The following is a 17570-nucleotide window of genomic DNA, read 5'->3' on the forward strand; positions in this document are numbered from 1 at the left end:
TGCCTGTTACCGGGTGCGGGTGAACAGGCGGATGATGCGCACGCCCAGCGGCTTTACGACGTAGAAGAACACGACCAGTGCAGCCAGCATCACCAGCACGAAGCCGGTGAACTGGATCAGCAGGCTCGCGATGTAATTGATGTTCGCGATGTTGCCGAAGTTGATACCGAAGAACACCTTGCTGGTCTGCGGATCGTCGATGTGCTTCTCGAAATAGTCGAGGATCTGCAGCACGACCTGCAGAATGCTGAACGCACCGACACCGGCAACGAGGGTGGTGAGCTGGCGATCCTCGTTGGACCTGATGCGGCCTTCAAGGTCGCGGGTCTGTGCCTCCAGGTTGGTGACGATCTGCTCAAGATATTGATCTTTTCTGAGGCTGCCGCGCCGGCGCTCCACTTCCTTGAAAACATCCGCTTCTGTGTCATAGCGGAAAATATTGGCGTAACGGAATTTGCGATACTGCGTGTAAGTCTGGGTGCGGAAATTATAGAAGCGCCGCGCCGCATGGCTAAGCTGGCGTTTGGCATTGAGCCCGCCGATATCGCGCGTCAGCTCCTCGACCTGCTGTTCGTATTGGCGCACCAGAAACTCATTATGCAGAGCGATGGTGTGAACGAGGAATGCGTAAGGGCAGGTGCCGATAAAATCGTTGCCGGTTTCGAGGCTGCGTGATGCGCGCACAAACTGGATCAATGCGCGCGGATTGGCGTAACGGACAAAGAAGCTTTCTTCTTCCTGCTCGCTGGTTCTGGGATAAATCGGGTCGGTACTGTCGAGAATTTCCGACGCTTCCTGATTGATGAAATCGATGATGTTCTGATTGAAACCGGCCAGAAACAGGTAGCGCAGCCGATCCGGCGTTTCCGAAGCCAGGTAGTCGAGAAACTCGTGCGAGATGACAACGACAGGTTTCGTTTTGTTGAGCGCAGACGCAAGCTTGGCCTCGCTGATCCGCTCCTGAATCCATTCCTTGAAACAGTCATAGTCGGCGTCGGTCACCAGCTCGCGCCGGGGCCGGGGCGCGCCATCCGCTGTTTTCGGCAGCAGATCCTGGAAGAAGGTGCGGTCCTGAAACAGAAACAGGAAACGCGCGCGCGGCATCGCCAGCCGGGGCACCTCGATGAAAGGGTCGTTGGCGATAAGCTGATCGAAGTATGAGTGTTGGCGGGGCGCGGCTGGCAGCAACGCTTCAACCTGGCGCTTCAGTTTATCGACGAAACGTTCATCGCCGCGCGGAGCATGCAACGAAACGCGCATGTGCCGGAACAGGTGATCGGCATGCTGATCGAACGTTGTCCGGATGAAGTCCCAGAATTTGAGCGGCGCGGGGCCTGAGCTTGGCGAACGCGCAGTCATGTTCTCAAGCGGAAACAGCTTCAGGTGTCGCTCGGTTGCGGTGAGAAATTCGCCCGTTGGCGGCGCGTCGAGCGTGAACTCTTTTGGCGCGACCACCTTCTGCAACATCGAGATGAAGTAAAAGTCGGCGGGCGTGTGCTGATACCGAAACGCGAACGATATGTGATACGAGAGCGCGCCGTTGAGATGGACATACCAGAAGCGCCGGCAGCGGAGCGTGCGGGATATTGGCTCTCGGAACTGGGCCTGAAACGTCGTGCCTTCCGTGGACCAGGTGATCGTTTCGGGGACGGTTATGACGACGGGTTCGCCCTGACGCGGGCCGGGCACGTCGAGCAGAAAATCATCAACCTGTGACAGCCGCTCGCGATCGGCGATGTCGTTGAACAGCGGCTCGATGGTGTCGCGCAGATCAATGGAGCCAAGATAGCTGGCCTGGACGCGCAGCTTGTTGGCGGGATGCAACCTCTCGCGCAGCGCAGCCGGAAGCTGATGGGGATCGATATAGAGCGAAAGGGTCCAGTAAAGAGTTTTGTCTTCGCACGTTTCCCAGCTGGAGCTGTCAGAAAATGAGCGCTCGCCGTGGTGCACTGTGTACTCGTTCATTACTGTTCCCCCGAAATCAGCGTTGCATGACAGCGCTTCATTCGCACTCTTAGTATGCGTGATGCCCTCAAACTTCAGGGCGCAAAAATTCCCTCAACGAACCTATAGCAGCATTGTTTTTGGCATAGGCATGTTCTGCCTCGTCAAGCGCAGTCGAAGGATCGAGCAGTGCGAACGGGCGCTGGGCCTGACACGCAGCTTCGAGCAGCTGCACCTGCGATGCAGCTACCGGTTCCTGCATCAGATCACGCCCCTTGAGCACTGATATGGCGAAAAAGCGTTCCAGATGGTGGTGGAAGTCGCAAGGGTCGAGCCGTGGCGGCAATGCACCGTAGACCGACAACAGCAGGCTGTCGTCGGCGGATTGCTGCTCTGAAAGAGGCGGCTGAACATAGGGGAAATCGATGATGCGGGCACCGAGGGCGGTCCAGATGCGGATGCGATCAAACTGACCGATACCGGAATGGGCCGTGTCCTTCTCGGCATCCGCGCGGCTGATGCGCAGCGGATCGTTCTGTTCGATGAACACCAGCGTGTCATGATGTGCTGGCGGCTGGTCCGATGTGGCATCGTTAAAAAGCCACGCGGATGCAATCTCGCTGACGGCTGTTGCCATGCGCCGCAAATGCCCCTGGCCACGGGCTTCCGGCGCGACAAACACATAATTGAGATTGATGGTTGCGCGCAGCGCCTGCGGACCTGTGCGCTCCCGCGCGGGGAAGGCAATCAGATTGGCGCCGGCAATGCAGCGGCCGCTTTCCGGGTCCAATGCGATCGCCACGATCTCGCGAAAAAGCCCGTACTGTCGTGCGAGGTCTTCGTAAGCGGCGCCATGGTTGAGGGCGAGGCACTCGCGAAAGCCGGACAGTTCCTCTTTTTCGTTGGCGAGGACGAAGGCGCGGTCATAACCGGCATAGAACGTTTCCAGGATTGGGCTATCCGGGCTGTCGGTCGCATGGATATGCAATCCCGTGGCCGACTGGAACGCGATGTCCGAGCCGCTGTCCGGCCCGTGCGAGGCAGTCTGATATCGAGACGTGATCACTTGATGTGTGTCCCCGCGGATGGCGCTGCCGGGCACAGTCGTTTTGTTGGTGCGCCCGCCGCCCGATTGATCGCCCACGACCACGGGGGGTGTCCATGCAATTTTTCGCAGCGGGCCCAAACTGACCCGGCTTTCGTTTAAGCCCGCAGAAACAAATCAGGCGGGACCTGCGAAGACCCCGCCTTTTAAATCGCGTCAGTGCCGAAAACCGCTGCGTTGTTGCAGCCGGATTCAGGCGGCCCGATTGCCTGGGCGTGACGCCGATCTGTGACCGGCGCTGCCGCCGAGATTGAACTGGTTCACAAGCTGCTCAAGGTGCTTGCTTTCGCCGGCCAGCGCCTGACTGGCGTTGGTGGCCTCCTGCGCCATGGCTGCATTCTGCTGGGTGGTCTGGTCCATCTGATTGATGACTTCATTGACCTGCTTGAGGCCCATCGCCTGTTCCTGCGCGCCGGAGGCAATGTCGGCAACCATCGTGTTGATCTCGCCGACACGATCGACGATGCGGTGCAGTGCCTTGCCGGTTTCGGCCACCAGCTTGACGCCTTCCTCGACCTCGCCGGTGGACGTGGAGATGAGCTCCTTGATCTGCTTGGCGGCTTCGGCAGACCGTTGCGCCAGTGCGCGCACTTCCGATGCAACAACCGCGAAACCACGCCCGGCCTCACCGGCGCGCGCGGCTTCGACACCGGCGTTGAGAGCGAGAAGGTTGGTCTGGAATGCAATCTCGTCGATCAGGCCGATGATCTGGCTGATCTGATCGGATGATTGCTCGATGCGGCCCATCGCGTCGATAGCCTGCTGCACGACCTTGCCGCCAAGTTCAGCGTCCGTTTTGGTTTGTGCAACCGCGAGGCGCGCGCTGGCGGCGCTTTCCGCCGTCTTGTTGACCGTTTGCGTCAGCTCTTCAAGGGTGGCAGCGGTTTCTTCCAGGTTTGCGGCCTGCTGTTCCGTCCGGCGGGACAGGGCATTGGCCGAAACCGCGATCTCCTGCGTACCGGCGGCGATGCCATCGCTGCTTTCGCGCACGCTGCGCAATGCGCTTTGCAACTGCTCGACTGCGGCATTGAAATCGGACTGAAGTTGATTGTACGCCTGCGGCATCGCCTCGTTGATGCGATAATCGAGGCTTTTATCGGCGAGACGCGCCAGTGCTGCGCCAAATGATGAGGTGACGAGCGTGCGCTCCTTGGCCTGCGCTTCAGCTTCGGAAGCGATGCGCGCATCTTCGGCGGCGTCGGCATAGACCGATATTGCAAGATCCATATCCAGCAACACCGCTTTCAGCAGTGCACCGAGTGAAGCGCCGACATCATCGCCGGAATATTTCTGGCGACGTATCATCATGCCTTTCGGCCAGGTCTCGTTGACGACCGAGCGGACAAGGTGCTCAAGGATGATTGCATAGCCGCCGATATACCAACGGGTGTCGAGGCCGATGCGCGCGTGGGTGAGCCCGATGGTGCGCACCTTCTGCACATATTGCTCATCGAACGCGCCGGCGCTGATTGTGCGCCAATGGTTCGCTTGCGCGCCCTTGGCACGGGCCATAGCGACATCGGAGGGGAAGAACTTTTTGACCTGCTGCGTCCGGATCAGGCGCTCGTAGAATTTTTCCAGCCCGTTGGGAAGTTCGCGATCGATAAGCGTCTTCAGTTCGCGGATCAGTGCGATGGAATCCGGTGTCAATTCCATGAATTCAAGGCGCTGGGCGAGATCGGCGTCGTATGTCTTCGACATAGGGATGGCTCTATGGTTGGTCCGGTGAGGGATGGTCAAAGCATCGACGAGAGGGAGTTTTCGCGCCCTTTAGTGATGTGCGTGCGCGCCGATGATCTGTATGCGTCTGGACGCTAGGGGGGATTCCTTGCGTGAAGCTTGTTGAAGTGAACGCTGTTCGATTGCTGGTTGGGGGAAAATAACCGCGAGCGGCGGACGGGATTTGGCCGGCTGTAGGAGAGCAAGAAGCTCTTGGCGACACGCGCGCATTGGCGGCCGCGCGTCGTTGTGCGCGGGCAGCGGCTGCCGGAGAGGAGCGGGCGGCGGGGCGAGGGCAATCGACGGTTCGTGGCGTCAGAGCCTTTCGGCGTTTCGTTGAAACGCGGAACGGCTCTGGATGTTTGTTTTATCGTGCTTCCTCCCGGAAAACCGGTTCCCACTTTTCCGGAAGCACTCTAGGCCAAACCGATCAGGCGACGTCTTGCTGTTGCGGATAGGTGGGACTGTTTTCCTGGGCCAGCCGCGTGGACTGCCAGGGCCAGTGGCCGTTGATCTCAACATCAAGCGAGATCGACAGGAAGGTGCGGATGGCGACGATGCCGCCGAGAACGATGATGCCTTCCACCGTGGGATCGACCACGACGGATTTCAGGATGTCGGCGGCGATCAGAATTTCCAGGCCGATAAGGATGCCGCGGCCGAGGTTGGCGCGGTACTCGCGGTAATTGGCCAGGAAGCCGGAGCGCACGACCTTGGTGAGGAACACAGCCGTTGAGACCGCGACCGCGAGCAGGATGACCACAAACGCTACAACATCGAGCGCCTCGCTCGTAACGCGGGCGATTTCGATCATGGAAGCCCCGTAATTCACCGATGGTCCTGATTGCATGTATCGACAGCGGCGGTTGCCGATAACCACACTGACCCGGCAGGGGTTTCAGAACCGGTAACGCGCCGGGTAAGAGATGCTAGGCGAGAAAACCGCAGCGCTCGGTTGCGGTGGCCAGAACCCGTGGCCCCGATCGAGGGAGAGCTCGGCTTTGTACTACATCTCGAAACTGTTCTGGGGCATGTCGCGGCCGGGGATGTTGCTGGTGCTGCTGCTGACAGTCGGGCTGCTATTGCTGGCGACGCGCTTTCAACGCACGGCGAAAGGCCTGCTGATTGCAGCGCTGGCGTTGCTTGTTATCGGCGGGATATCACCGCTGAGCACGTGGATGATCGTGCCGCTTGAGGAGCGCTTTCATCGGCCCGCGCTGGGCGACAGGCCGATCGATGGCATCATCGTTCTGGGCGGCGGCGAGGAAGCACGTATTGCGGCCGGCCGCGGCGTGCACGGCCTGAGTGGATCAGGGGAGCGCATAACGGAAGCGGTTGAACTGGCGCGCCGCTATCCGGCGGCGAAGGTTGTCTATGCGGGCGGGGTGACGGAAATTCTGCGCCAGCCTGTGAGCATTGCCGAAGCGGGTGGCGCGGTGCTGCGTGGCCTCGGCATAGGGGATGATCGCCTGATACTGGAAGGTGCCTCACGCAACACCTGGGAGAATGCTCGCTTTACGAGGGATCTGGTGCAGCCAAAACCCGGCGAGCGCTGGGTGGTTGTGACGTCAGCCTGGCATATGCCCCGTGCTATCGGCAATTTCCGCAAGGCTGGTTTTGACGTCGAGCCATGGCCGGTTGACTATCGCACACTTGGATGGGGTGACATGTGGTCCCCGATAGATAACCCCGTCCAGGGGCTGAACCTAGTTGATATTGCGGGCAAGGAGTGGATCGGTCTTGTGTTCAACTGGCTGAGCGGGCGCACCGACGCGTTGTTTCCTGCTCCGGCTGATCCAGCCGCCGCACACAACGAGTGATGCTGCGCGCTGCCCTGCTGGTCAGTACGCTGAAACGGCTGCAGCGGTCTGGGCCCCGACGTCCGTCGCCGCGAGAAAATGGCGGATGGTTTCGATTGTCGGTGTGTCCTTCAGCAACGGGGCATGGCCTTGCTGTTCAACCGTAGCTGTTGCCATGGCCGGGTGACGGCGGCGCATTTCATCAACCGTGGCGGCGGTCAGAATATCCGAGTTCTCGCCGCGCAGCACCAGCAGCGGCACGCGCTTTAGAGCCTCAAACTGGGGCCACAGCGTTGGCATCGGACCATCGAGAATGGACAACGCCTTGCCGATGTTTGGATCGTAGCCAGCCGCGGGCTTGCGCGTTTTCTCGTTGTACCACTGGTGCGCCAGCTCGGCCCAGACATCATCGCCGAGGGCCGGGAACTGACGCCGGTTGAGATCGCGTGCCATGCGAGCTGCATCGTCCCACGATATAGGCAGCGGCATGCGCCCGACATAGCTGCTGATGCGCGTGAGCCCTTCGTGCTCGATAACGGGGCCGATATCGTTGAGCACCGCGACGCCGATAGCGGTGGGCTGAGCGGCGGCGATCAGCATGGTGATGAGCCCGCCGCGCGACGTGCCGATGAACGCGGCATTCGCCAGTCCGGTCATCGTGACGAAATCGAGCACATCGAGCATTTCAACCGGCAGGGAATAGTTGCGCCAGTCGGGGTCGAAGTCCGACTGGCCACGACCGCGATAGTCCAGCGTGTATACGGTGCGCGGTGATGTCTGATGGCGGCTCAGGGAAACGGCCAGATCGTGGAAATCGCGGCCGTTGCGCGTCAGCCCTGCAAGGCATAGCACCGGGCGCGCAGGTGGCGCTCCGGCTGGTGCTGCATACTTGCGCGCATGGAGCCGCAGCCCATCGCGCGACGTGTAGTAGATGTCGTCGTAGAGTTCGCCGGACGTCGACGTCATTGGTTTACCTGGCTACCCGTCCCGATGGACATTGAAGACAATTGCAGTTGCAGCCGTGACGCGTCGAAGTGAGGCGAACGGCGGCAGTCGGATGATCAGTCGCTGGTGGAATCGGCGGTGTCGGTGTTGCCGCCGGTTACTGGGCGGCGTGGTTTGTGGGCGGCGGCACGGTAAAGATCGTCCTCAATGCGCAACGGGGAATCGACGCCGAGACGTGCACGGTAAACCTGAATGTTGGACAGCACCTTCGCAACATAACTGCGCGTTTCTTCGATCGGGATACGTTCAATCCAGTCGACCGGATCGATGCCGGCTTCGCGCGGATCGCCGAACTCGCGCACCCACTGGCGCGTGCGTCCCGGTCCGGCATTGTAACTGGGCAGGCCGAGGACGTACGATCCCTTCCAGTCGTCGAGCCGGTCGGCAACGTAAGCAGATGCGATCATCGTGTTATACGACGCATCGTTGAGCAGCCGCCCGTGGTTGCATTTGATTTTGTAGTCCTTGCAGACGTGATTGGCGGTGATCTTCATCACCTGCAGAATGCCCCGAGCGCCTGCGCCCGAAACCGTTGATGTGTTGAATTCGGTTTCCTGCCGCGCAAGACCCAGCAGATATGCCGTTTCCGGTGGTGGCCGGAGCGGGTCGTACTTCGGCAGCGCGTGGATGGGATAGCTGTAATAGATGAGATTGAGACCGCGCGCGATGGCAGCCTTGCCGATGCGTACGCTGGTTTGTGTGTCATCGGTTACGCGTGCCAGATGCGCGGCCATCGCAGCCCATGCTTCATCGTTTTCGATCCGTGCTCCGCTGAGCAGGAATACACGCGTTATGTGACGGCCCAGTTTCGCCCTGTCAGCAATCGCAGCAGCGCGCATGGCCGGATGGGAAGTGAAGCGCTTGGCGAGATCAGCCGACGGCATCGCGGGTGGATCGAAACGCAGCGCGCGTGAGCCGGGGTTCAGCTTCTGGAGCGCCAGCAGTCCGTGGAATGTATCGTTGAAGCTGGCGGCTTTCTCATAGCTGGCCCGCGCAGCTTTCTTGTCGCCCCTGACCTCGGCGGTGCGCCCCAGCCAGTAGTTGCCGCGGGCGCGTGACAGCGGGCCATCGGCGTTGGCGATGAGATCGGTGAAGTGCTTTTCCGCCGCCTTGGCATCGCGCAGATAACGCAGGGCCAGCCAGCCGGCCATGAAGGTCTGGTCGTTGAGCGCGTTCGCACCCAGCGGGCCGGCATCACGCACCAGCTCATAGGCGAGTTTCGGCTTGTTTTCCTTCAGCGCCAGATAGGCAAGGTTGCGCCGCTCGGTCCACCATTCATCGAGGTTTGCGACCTGCTGCGGATCGCGCGGCGCGCTGCGCATCAGCTTGGCAGCTTCGTCGATTTCGCCGGCGCGGCGCAGCTTCTGGATCTTGTGGAATACGACGCCCCAGTCGGCATCCTTGCCGGGCTTCACGTCGCCAAGCTTGGTCTTGTCGTTATGCAGGAAAACGGCAAGCCGCTTGTCGGCGATCTTCTGTTCGCTGTCGGACAGATGTGGAATGACACGCTTTGCCAGTGCTGCGCGTTCCTCGCGGCTGGCCTTGTAACGCAGGTCGTCGATCAGCAGGCGATCGAGCCGCCATTTATGGTCGGCTTCCGTCAGCATTTTGCCGAAGCGCGCTAGGAAGCCTTTCTCCAGTTTCTCCGGCAGGTCTTCTTCGCGCCAGATCTTTGCCGCCAGCTCTTTCGCCTGAGCCTGTTCGCCGTATGCCAGATGCATTGAGGCAAGAACGGCCATGCCGGCGGCGCTCTGGGCGTTGCCATCTTTGAAGAAGGTGGAGAGGGTGTCGGTGTCACCGCCTTCGGTGAAGAGTTGCTCCTCCATGCGCCGGGTCAGCAATTCGCGGCTGGGCCAGTCCGGATTTTCGGAGAGGAACGCCATGTAGTCCTTGGCGGTGGCGCCCTTGCCGCGACGCAGGCGTTCCCATGTGATCAGGCGCTGCCCGGCCGGGTCGGTGACAGCCCGCTGCAGCTCGCTGGCGCGATCGACATCCCCAGCGGCCAGCGCTTTGAAGGCGGCCTGGATGTTGGCGATGTCGGCATCGGAAATCTTGTAGTTGGAGAGCGGTGCAACGAGGCCGTCCAGCTTGCCCATGTACGCGTTCTCGCGTTTGACAGCGGCGGCGACCTTCTCGTTCACCGCTGCATTTTTGCTCGCGGTCGGGGTGGCGTCCCCGGCGGTGCCTTTGGACTTCGGCGCAGGCTGAGCCTTAGCTTGCGGCGTCGGGGGCTGCGCGCGCACAGCGGCCTTGGGGGCGGGCGCAACGGGTATGGCGGCCTGGGCGAGCACGATGCTGGATTGGGGCTGATTCGAATCAGCTTGCGACGTGGCAGCGCCAAGGGGCAGACAGAGCGCGGCGATGGACAGCGACATGCGTCGCCACCGTTGCGCAGACGCGGATTTCAAGGCGCGGTCAAACCGGTGGTTAGCCGGAATTTTCTGCAATCGGGGCTTGGGTTGGGGCAATGTCCGTCCTTCCACAGGGACTGCGGGCCCGTCCGGGTTGCGGGGCCCATGGCAAGGCCCTAATGTCCCGCTCGACAGGGCGCTGCGACTCCACCATCACCAACGCGCCATTAAAAATACCAACTCCCCCAACAAGGGACAAGGCGCTGAGCATGCTGTCCTGTTGGGCGATAGCAAGGCGTTAAGGTATTTTTTCCTCTCACATTCGGTTTTTAGACCGCGTAAGAATGGGCTTCTCAGCTCGCAAGGTATCGGGGACATGTTCAAGGGATCTTTCACCGCGCTGATCACACCGTTCAAGAACGGTCAGGTGGATGAGGCGGCGCTCGCCCGCTTCGTCGACTGGCAGATCAGCGAAGGCACGCACGGTTTGGTTCCGGTCGGCACAACGGGCGAGAGCCCGACGCTGTCGCACGATGAGCATAAACGGGTTGTCGAGGTGACGATCGCGGCGGCCAAAAAGCGTGTGCCGGTGATGGCGGGCGCGGGCTCGAATGCGACCAGCGAGGCGGTCGATTTCGCCAAGCATGCCCAGCAGGCCGGTGCCGATGCGGTGCTGGTGGTGACGCCGTATTATAACAAGCCGACGCAGGAAGGGCTTTATCAGCACTTCAAGGCGATCAACGACGCTATCGACATTCCGATCTTCATCTACAACATTCCAGGCCGTTCCGTCGTCGATATGAGCATCGAGACGATGGCCCGGTGCTATGAGCTGAAGAACGTTGTCGGCCTGAAGGATGCAACCGCCAATCTGGCCCGTCCGGCGCAGCAGCGGGTGGCGTTGGGCCGTGACTTCATCCAGCTTTCGGGTGAAGACGCGACGGCGCTGGGCTTCATCGCGCACGGCGGCGTTGGCTGCATCTCGGTGGCGTCCAACGTGGCGCCGCGTCTGTGCTCGGAACTGCAGAACGCGTGTCTTGCTGGCGACTTCAAGAAGGCGCTGGAGATTCAGGACCGCCTGATGCCGCTGTTCGACGCCATGTTCTGCGAAGCCAATCCGGGGCCGGTGAAGTATGCCGCTTACCGTCTTGGTCTTTGCGAGCCGGATACGCGGTTGCCGCTGGTGCCGATTTCGGAAGCTTCGAAGCGCACCGTCGATGCGGCGCTGGCGCAGGTCGGTCTTGTTCAGGCGCGCGCGGCTGAATAACTGACAGAACAACAATATGCAGTGGGGCGGCTCGCATGATGTGCGGCCGGCCCCGTTCAATCGAAAAGGACAGCGGCCATGGCGGCCAAGGAAAAGGACGGCCGCCTCATCGTTGCCGAAAACCGGCAGGCCCGTCACGAATTCTTCCTGAACGAAACGCTGGAAGCGGGCCTGCAATTGCTGGGCACCGAGGTTAAGTCGCTACGCAAGGGCCAGGCGAATATCGCCGAGAGCTATGCCTCGATTGAGGATGGCGGCGTGTGGCTGATCAACTCGTACATCCCCGAGTACAAGGGTGCGGGGCCGTTTTACCAGCACGAGCCGCGGCGCAAGCGCAAGCTGCTCATGCACGCCAAGGAAATCCATAAGCTGGCGATCGCGATTGAGCGGCGCGGCATGACGATGATCCCGCTGGAGCTCTATTTCAACGAGCGGGGCCGCGCCAAGCTGAAGATCGCGCTGGCGGAAGGCAAGAAGCTGCACGACAAGCGCGAGACGGCCAAGAAGCGCGACTGGGATCGTGAAAAGCAGCGGATCATGCGCGACAAGGGGTGATCGATGTCCGGCCCCGATGCGCACGCGTTGCAGAACGTTGATTGGTCACGCTTGCCGCGTCCGGAGGACGATGGCGCGGCCGATCATCTTCGTGGCGCAGTCGTCGCGAACATCGCGCTGCCGGCAACCGATGGCTCAGTGGTTTCGCTGGCGACGCTGACTGGTCGGACAGTCGTCTACATCTATCCGATGACCGGAAAGCCTGGCATTGCACTGCCGGAGGGCTGGGATGATATTCCAGGCGCACGCGGGTGCACACCTCAGGCCTGCGCCTTCCGGGATCATCATGCGGAGCTACTGCACGCGGGCGCAGCGCATGTGTTCGGTCTTTCGACACAGACGCCGGACGATCAACGCGAAGCAGCCCAAAGGCTGCATCTGCCGTTTGCACTGCTGTCGGACGCGGCGCTCAGGTTCGCGACCGCTATGGGGCTGCCGACCATGAGCGTGGCCGATACGGTGCTGTTGCGCCGCATGACGTTGATCATCGCCGACGGGCGCATCGCGCACGTGTTTTATCCCGTCTGGCCGCCCGACCGGAATGCTGCTGAAGTGTTGGAATGGCTGAAAGTACATCGAACATGAGTGATGCTGATAGCGGCACTGCGAATAGCGACGACGCGGCCGTGCGCCACCTGATTTCGGGTGTCGAGTTGCCGGACGTGACGCTGCTTTCCCATCGCGGTGAAGGCGTGAACCTGGCGACACGGCGCGGGGCTGCTGTCGTGTACGTGTACCCGTGGACGGGCCGTCCAGGCGTTTCCGATCCGCCGGGCTGGGATGACATTCCAGGCGCCCACGGCTCAACGCCGGAAACCGAAGGCTTCCGCGACCATTACCTGAAGTTCCGCAGCCAGAAAATCGAAGTGTTTGGCGTCAGCACGCAGTCGGATGAACACCAGCAGGAACTGGCTGCGCGTCTGGCGGTGCCGTTTCAGCTTTTGAGCGATGAAATGTTCGCGTTCCAGCGCGCACTGGCGCTGCCGACTTTTCAGGCTGGCAACGAGCTGTACCTGCGCCGGCTGACGCTGTTCATCCGCGACGGCATCATCGCGCACACGTTCCATCCGGTTGAGCGCCCCGGCGAGCATGCACGCGAAATTCTCGACTGGCTGGATGAAAAGCGCCGCGTTCTCAATAGCGGGCAAATTTAGAAGCGTTTTTCGCGCTGGCGGCAGCTATTGAGCAGGCCGTCACGCTGGCTTGCTGGCGCGCCGTTTTGGCGGGGCAGGAACGCCGTTATTCAGCTCATCGCGCACTGCTGCGAAAACGGCGTGGAACATCTCGGGCGTCAGGCGCCGCGTGTTCGTATTGTAACGCGAGCAATGGAAGCTATCGAACAGCCGCACACCGGCTGCGATGTCGTGTTGCGCGCCGTGCGAGAATGGGAACAGCGCCTTGCGGCATGAGAATGCCGACAGCACGCTGTCATGGGCGATGCGGCCGAGGGCAACGATGGCGCGCAGGTTTGGCAGCGCGGCCATGCGGGCGCGCAGATAATCGCAACAGGTGGCGATTTCCTTCGGCGTCGGCTTGTTCTGCGGCGGCACGCAGCGCACCGCATTGGTGATCATGCAGCCGACCAGCTTGAGGCCGTCATCGGGGCGGGCATCGAATTTGCCTTTGGCAAAGCCGAATTGCAGCAGGGTCGAATAGAGCAGCTCGCCGGCATAATCGCCGGTGAAGGGACGCCCGGTGCGGTTGGCGCCCTGCACGCCCGGCGCGAGACCGACGATAAGCAAAGGGGCCGTTTCATCCCCGAAGGATGGAACAGCCCCGTTATACCAGTCGGGTGCCTTGAGGCGATTTTCGTCGCGATAGGCGACGAGACGCGGGCACAGGCCGCACAGCTTCGGCGCCTCAGGCGCGAATTGAGCCGCTCCCGCGTCCATCATACCGGAAGCCTATCAGACTTCTTCCGGCAGATCGTCGTTGTCTTCATAGGCCGCCTGATCGCGAGAGTACGACGGCGCACGACCGCCGAAGCCCGAGCGGCGGGTGTCTTCGCGACCCACGCGCGTGGACGGATCGCGGCAGATCTGCTGCTCCAGATCGGCCAGATCGACGAACTGATCGGCTTGACGGCGCAACTCATCGGCGACCATTGGCGGCTGCGTCTGCAGCGTCGACACAACGGACACGCGTTTGCCCATCTGCTGGAGGGCACCAACAAGGCTGCGGAAGTCGCCATCGCCGGAGAAGATCACGATGTGATCCAGCGAAGCGGCAAGACGCATGGCATCGACCGTGAGCTCGATGTCCATGTTGCCCTTCACCTTGCGCCGACCGGCGGCGTCGGTGAATTCCTTGGTGGGCTTGGTCACCATCGTGAACCCGTTGTAATCGAGCCAGTCGATCAACGGACGGATCGATGAATATTCCTGATCCTCGGCCAGTGCCGTGTAGTACAGGGCCCGAACGAGCTGACCCTTCTGTCGGAACAGACCTAGCAGGCGCTTGTAGTCGATATCGAACCCTAGCGACTTGGCTGTCGCGTAGAGATTGGCACCGTCGATAAACAGGGCGATGCGTTCGGATTGATAGAAATGCATTCGTTCACCCTTAGGCCGCTAGTGCCGGCAAGCACATTCGCAGTAGATGTATTTGAAATGGAGGTGAGACTCTAAATAGGAGCCGCTCACCAATTGTCGGTTTCTTATCATCTTCGGTCGCTGGCAAAACATTATATTGTCTTCATATCTGGCGGCAATGTGAAGCACCAGAAATCTCAGGGACTTAGCAGCAGTAAATTGATATCGATCCGACCACGACGTCATTCAATGGCATAGTTTAACTTGTCGCACATGGCGACCATATTAATGACATAGCAAGAGATTGAAGCATCACCAATGCTTCTTCGTAGCTTGCGTTGCAGCATATTTCATGCAACTAGAAGTGTCCAAAAGTGTGCGTTCCGGCTCCGGGTCGGAGTGAGTACGCTTTTGTACCGTCCCAGATAATCGCTATAAGGGGTGTCGCTGATGGCGCGCGTTACCGTTGAAGATTGCGTCGATAAGGTCCCGAACCGCTTTGAGCTGGTTCTGCTGGCGGCCCATCGCGCACGCTCCATTGCGGAAGGCAGCGCGGTCACGGTTCCAGTCAACGCCGACAAGAACCCTGTTATTGCGCTCCGCGAGATCGCCGAGCGGACCATCCCGACTGAGGATATGCGCGAGTCGCTGATCCACTCGATCCAGAAGAACGTCGAGGTTGATGAGCCCGAGGCCGTCGCCGCGCCGCTTCTGCCGCCGGATCGCCGCAGCAGCCCCATTCTTGGCCGGGACGACCAATCCAGCGACACGGTTGTCGACGTGATGACCGAAGAACAGCTTCTGCGCGGCCTTGAGAGCATGACGCCGACTGAGCCGTCAGCCAACACCGGCCCCACCGGTGCCCCGCGCGAACGCGGTCGCTGAGCATTCAAGCCCAGCCGTTGAACATTTAGAGCGGCGCCTGCAGCGGTTTTGATGTCCGCTGCGGGGGCAGGTTCTGGCAGCGGCTTCCAAGGAAACCGCGGCCATGATGCGGCAGTACGAACTCGTTGAGCGGGTTCTCAGCTACGATCCGAAGGCGGACGAGGCGCTACTCAACCGCGCCTACGTTTACGCCATGAAGGCGCACGGCAACCAGAAGCGCGCATCGGGCGATCCCTATTTTTCGCACCCGCTGGAAGTTGCAGCAATCCTCACCGACCTGAAGCTTGACGATGCCACCATCGTCACGGCGCTGCTGCATGATGTCATCGAGGATACCCCGGTCACACGGGCGGAGATCGACCAGTTGTTCGGTGCCGAAATTGGCCGTCTTGTCGACGGGCTGACCAAGATCCGTCGCCTCGATCTGGTGACCAAGAAGGCCGAGCAGGCGGAGAACTTCCGCAAGCTGCTGGTCGCCATCTCCAGCGATATCCGGGTGCTGCTGGTGAAGCTGGCCGACCGTGTGCACAACATGCGCACGATGGAATACATGAAGCCGGAATCGCGCAAACGCATTTCGGAAGAAACGCTGGATATCTATGCTCCGCTGGCGGCCCGCATGGGCATGGAGCAGGTGCGCGAAGAGCTTGAAGACCACGCGTTCCGCTGGCTGCATCCGGACGCCTATGCAGCGGTGACTGCCAAGCTTGTTGAGCTGCGCAAGACCAACCAGAACCTTGTCGAAGAGATCCGCGCTGCGCTGGCCGCGAAGCTGGCCGAGGTCGGGATCGATGCCGAGGTTTCAGGGCGCGAGAAGAAGCCCTATGCCATCTGGCGCAAGATGGCGAACAAGCAGATCAGTCTGGAGCAGCTCTCGGACATCTACGCCTTCCGTGTCATCACCAAGTCGATCGACGATTGCTACCGCGTGCTGGGCGTCGCCCACACCACCTGGCGCACGGTGCCGGGCCGCTTCAAGGACTACATCTCGACGCCGAAGCAGAACAACTATCAGTCGATCCACACAACGATCGTCGGCCCTCGCCATCAGCGCGTCGAGCTGCAGATCCGCAGCCGCATGATGCATGAGATCGCCGAATACGGTGTGGCGGCGCATGCGATCTACAAGGATGCGGCGCGGCTTAATGCGCAGACCCAGTCGCAGGTTCAGTCGTCGGATGAATTCCAGCGCGACAGTGGCCCATATGTGTGGCTGCGCCGTCTGGTTGAAACGCTGCTGGAAGGCTCCAATTCGGAAGAATTCCTGGAGCACACCAAGCTTGAGCTGTTTCAGGATCAGGTGTTCTGCTTTTCGCCGAAGGGCCGGCTTATCGCGCTGCCGCGCGGGGCGACGCCGCTCGACTTCGCCTATGCGGTGCACACCGACGTTGGCAACGCGGCGGTGGGCGCGTTCGTCAATGGCCGCCGCGTGCCCATCGACAGCACGTTGCGCAATGGCGACGAGGTCGAGATCGAAACGGCGAAGAATCATACGCCGCCGGTGGCCTGGGAAAATCTGGTTGTTACGGGGCGCGCCCGGTCGGCGATCCGCCGTGCTGCGCGTGACGCGGTGCGGCGCCAGTATTCCGAGCTTGGCCGTCGATTGATCGCGGCACAGTTCGATCGGCTGGGCGAGGAGCTGACCGACGAGGTGCTGAAAAAGGCGCTGCCGCGTCTGGGCTACAAATCGGCGGACGACGTGCTGGCTGCGGTTGGACGTGATGAACTCGATATCGAGAACGTGCTGAAGGCGGCCATCCCCGAAGCGCTGGAGCAGGCGGCCAACAAGCAGGAAGGCTACCGGCGCACCCGGCGCTTCGGTCGCGCGAGCGGCCAGGAGGGCTGGTTCAACATCGACCGGGTGATGAGCCTGAAATTCCGCGAAGGTGGCGACGAGAACGTCGAGAGTGTCGCCGGGGCCAGCAGTGGCCTAGCCATTCGCGGTGTGCGCGATGATCTGCCGGTGACGTTCGAGCCGGGCGGCGCCGTGCCGGGCGACCGCATCGTCGGCGTGATGATTCCGGGCGAGGGCATCCGCATCTTCCAGATCCATTCGCCGCACCTGCGCGACTACGAGCATGAAGGCTGGATCGATGTGACCTGGGACGTCGATCCCGATACGCCGCAACGGTTTCCGGCCCGCATCAGCGTTACCGCATTGAACGAACCTGGAACTTTGGCGCAGATTTCCAAAGTAATAGGAGAGGCCGGCGGCAACATCGATAACGTGCGCATGGTGCGGCGCGCTTCCGACTTCACCGAGATGCGGATCGAACTTGAAGTGCTCGATCTGGTGCATTTGAACCACATCATCGCGGGGCTTCGCGAGAAAGCAGTGGTCAACAAGGTTGAACGGGTATTCGATTGATACCAGAATCTGGCAGGCGGATAGGGTTGAAGCCCGGCCGG

General features: G+C 61.0%; 15 protein-coding genes. 7 read left to right on the plus strand and 8 right to left on the minus strand.

Features of this window, described 5'->3' with window-relative positions; all coding sequences use genetic code 11:
• Positions 1-6 precede the first annotated feature (6 nt).
• The 4 genes from QEZ49_RS11860 to QEZ49_RS11875 all read right to left on the minus strand — a co-directional run bounded on the left by QEZ49_RS11860 (position 7) and on the right by QEZ49_RS11875 (position 5582).
• Positions 7-1965 (minus strand): hypothetical protein, encoded by a 1959-nt coding sequence (locus tag QEZ49_RS11860; protein WP_280387112.1) that lies wholly within the window; start codon positions 1963-1965, stop codon positions 7-9.
• A gap of 67 nt (positions 1966-2032) precedes the next feature.
• Positions 2033-3010, minus strand: coding sequence for a hypothetical protein (locus tag QEZ49_RS11865; RefSeq protein ID WP_280387114.1), 978 nt, complete (start codon positions 3008-3010; stop codon positions 2033-2035).
• A gap of 231 nt (positions 3011-3241) precedes the next feature.
• Positions 3242-4750, minus strand: coding sequence for a globin-coupled sensor protein (locus tag QEZ49_RS11870; RefSeq protein WP_280387116.1), 1509 nt, complete (start codon positions 4748-4750; stop codon positions 3242-3244).
• Positions 4751-5198: 448 nt separating this feature from the next.
• The gene (locus QEZ49_RS11875) at positions 5199-5582 is read right to left on the minus strand and encodes a DUF1622 domain-containing protein (protein ID WP_280387118.1); all 384 of its coding nucleotides are present in this window, start codon (positions 5580-5582) and stop codon (positions 5199-5201) included.
• A gap of 187 nt (positions 5583-5769) precedes the next feature.
• On the opposite strand from QEZ49_RS11875, the gene QEZ49_RS11880 reads away from it, so the two are divergent.
• Positions 5770-6588, plus strand: a complete 819-nt coding sequence (locus QEZ49_RS11880; protein ID WP_280387119.1) for a YdcF family protein — start codon at positions 5770-5772, stop codon at positions 6586-6588.
• A gap of 21 nt (positions 6589-6609) precedes the next feature.
• Here the strand turns inward: QEZ49_RS11880 and QEZ49_RS11885 are convergent, their stop codons facing one another.
• Both QEZ49_RS11885 and QEZ49_RS11890 read right to left on the minus strand, forming a co-directional pair.
• Complete coding sequence (locus tag QEZ49_RS11885; RefSeq protein WP_280387121.1) at positions 6610-7533, minus strand: alpha/beta hydrolase; 924 nt, start codon at positions 7531-7533, stop codon at positions 6610-6612.
• Positions 7534-7628: 95 nt separating this feature from the next.
• Entirely contained in the window at positions 7629-9947 is a 2319-nt protein-coding gene (locus QEZ49_RS11890) for a lytic transglycosylase domain-containing protein (protein WP_280387123.1), read from the minus strand.
• Between the two features lie 352 nt (positions 9948-10299).
• On the opposite strand from QEZ49_RS11890, the gene dapA reads away from it, so the two are divergent.
• The 4 genes from dapA (at position 10300) to QEZ49_RS11910 (ending at position 12899) form a co-directional block, all read left to right on the plus strand.
• A complete protein-coding gene (gene dapA / locus QEZ49_RS11895) occupies positions 10300-11190 on the plus strand; it encodes a 4-hydroxy-tetrahydrodipicolinate synthase (RefSeq protein WP_280387125.1) in 891 nt (296 codons plus the stop codon).
• 78 nt (positions 11191-11268) lie between these two features.
• Positions 11269-11745 carry an SsrA-binding protein SmpB gene (gene smpB, locus QEZ49_RS11900; protein ID WP_280387128.1) on the plus strand — a complete coding sequence of 159 codons (477 nt, stop codon included), beginning with the start codon at positions 11269-11271 and terminating at the stop codon, positions 11743-11745.
• Between the two features lie 3 nt (positions 11746-11748).
• Positions 11749-12330: a peroxiredoxin gene (locus tag QEZ49_RS11905; protein WP_280387130.1), complete on the plus strand. Its 582-nt coding sequence runs from the start codon at positions 11749-11751 to the stop codon at positions 12328-12330.
• Complete coding sequence (locus tag QEZ49_RS11910) at positions 12306-12899, plus strand: peroxiredoxin (protein ID WP_280387132.1); 594 nt, start codon at positions 12306-12308, stop codon at positions 12897-12899. Before QEZ49_RS11905 ends, QEZ49_RS11910 begins: the two co-directional genes overlap by 25 nt.
• A 39-nt stretch (positions 12900-12938) precedes the next feature.
• On the opposite strand, the gene QEZ49_RS11915 is transcribed toward QEZ49_RS11910, so the two are convergent.
• Both QEZ49_RS11915 and QEZ49_RS11920 read right to left on the minus strand, forming a co-directional pair.
• Positions 12939-13637, minus strand: a complete 699-nt coding sequence (locus QEZ49_RS11915; RefSeq protein ID WP_280387134.1) for a uracil-DNA glycosylase — start codon at positions 13635-13637, stop codon at positions 12939-12941.
• A gap of 15 nt (positions 13638-13652) precedes the next feature.
• Positions 13653-14297, minus strand: a complete 645-nt coding sequence (locus QEZ49_RS11920; RefSeq protein ID WP_280387136.1) for an NYN domain-containing protein — start codon at positions 14295-14297, stop codon at positions 13653-13655.
• 429 nt (positions 14298-14726) lie between these two features.
• On the opposite strand from QEZ49_RS11920, the gene rpoZ reads away from it, so the two are divergent.
• Both rpoZ and QEZ49_RS11930 read left to right on the plus strand, forming a co-directional pair.
• The gene (rpoZ, locus tag QEZ49_RS11925) at positions 14727-15161 is read left to right on the plus strand and encodes a DNA-directed RNA polymerase subunit omega (RefSeq protein WP_068459096.1); all 435 of its coding nucleotides are present in this window, start codon (positions 14727-14729) and stop codon (positions 15159-15161) included.
• A 103-nt stretch (positions 15162-15264) separates the two neighbouring features.
• Complete coding sequence (locus QEZ49_RS11930; protein ID WP_280387139.1) at positions 15265-17529, plus strand: bifunctional (p)ppGpp synthetase/guanosine-3',5'-bis(diphosphate) 3'-pyrophosphohydrolase; 2265 nt, start codon at positions 15265-15267, stop codon at positions 17527-17529.
• Positions 17530-17570 lie beyond the last annotated feature (41 nt).

The sequence above is a fragment of the Hyphomicrobium sp. D-2 genome, assembly GCF_029872155.1.
Classification (GTDB): domain Bacteria; phylum Pseudomonadota; class Alphaproteobacteria; order Rhizobiales; family Hyphomicrobiaceae; genus Hyphomicrobium_A.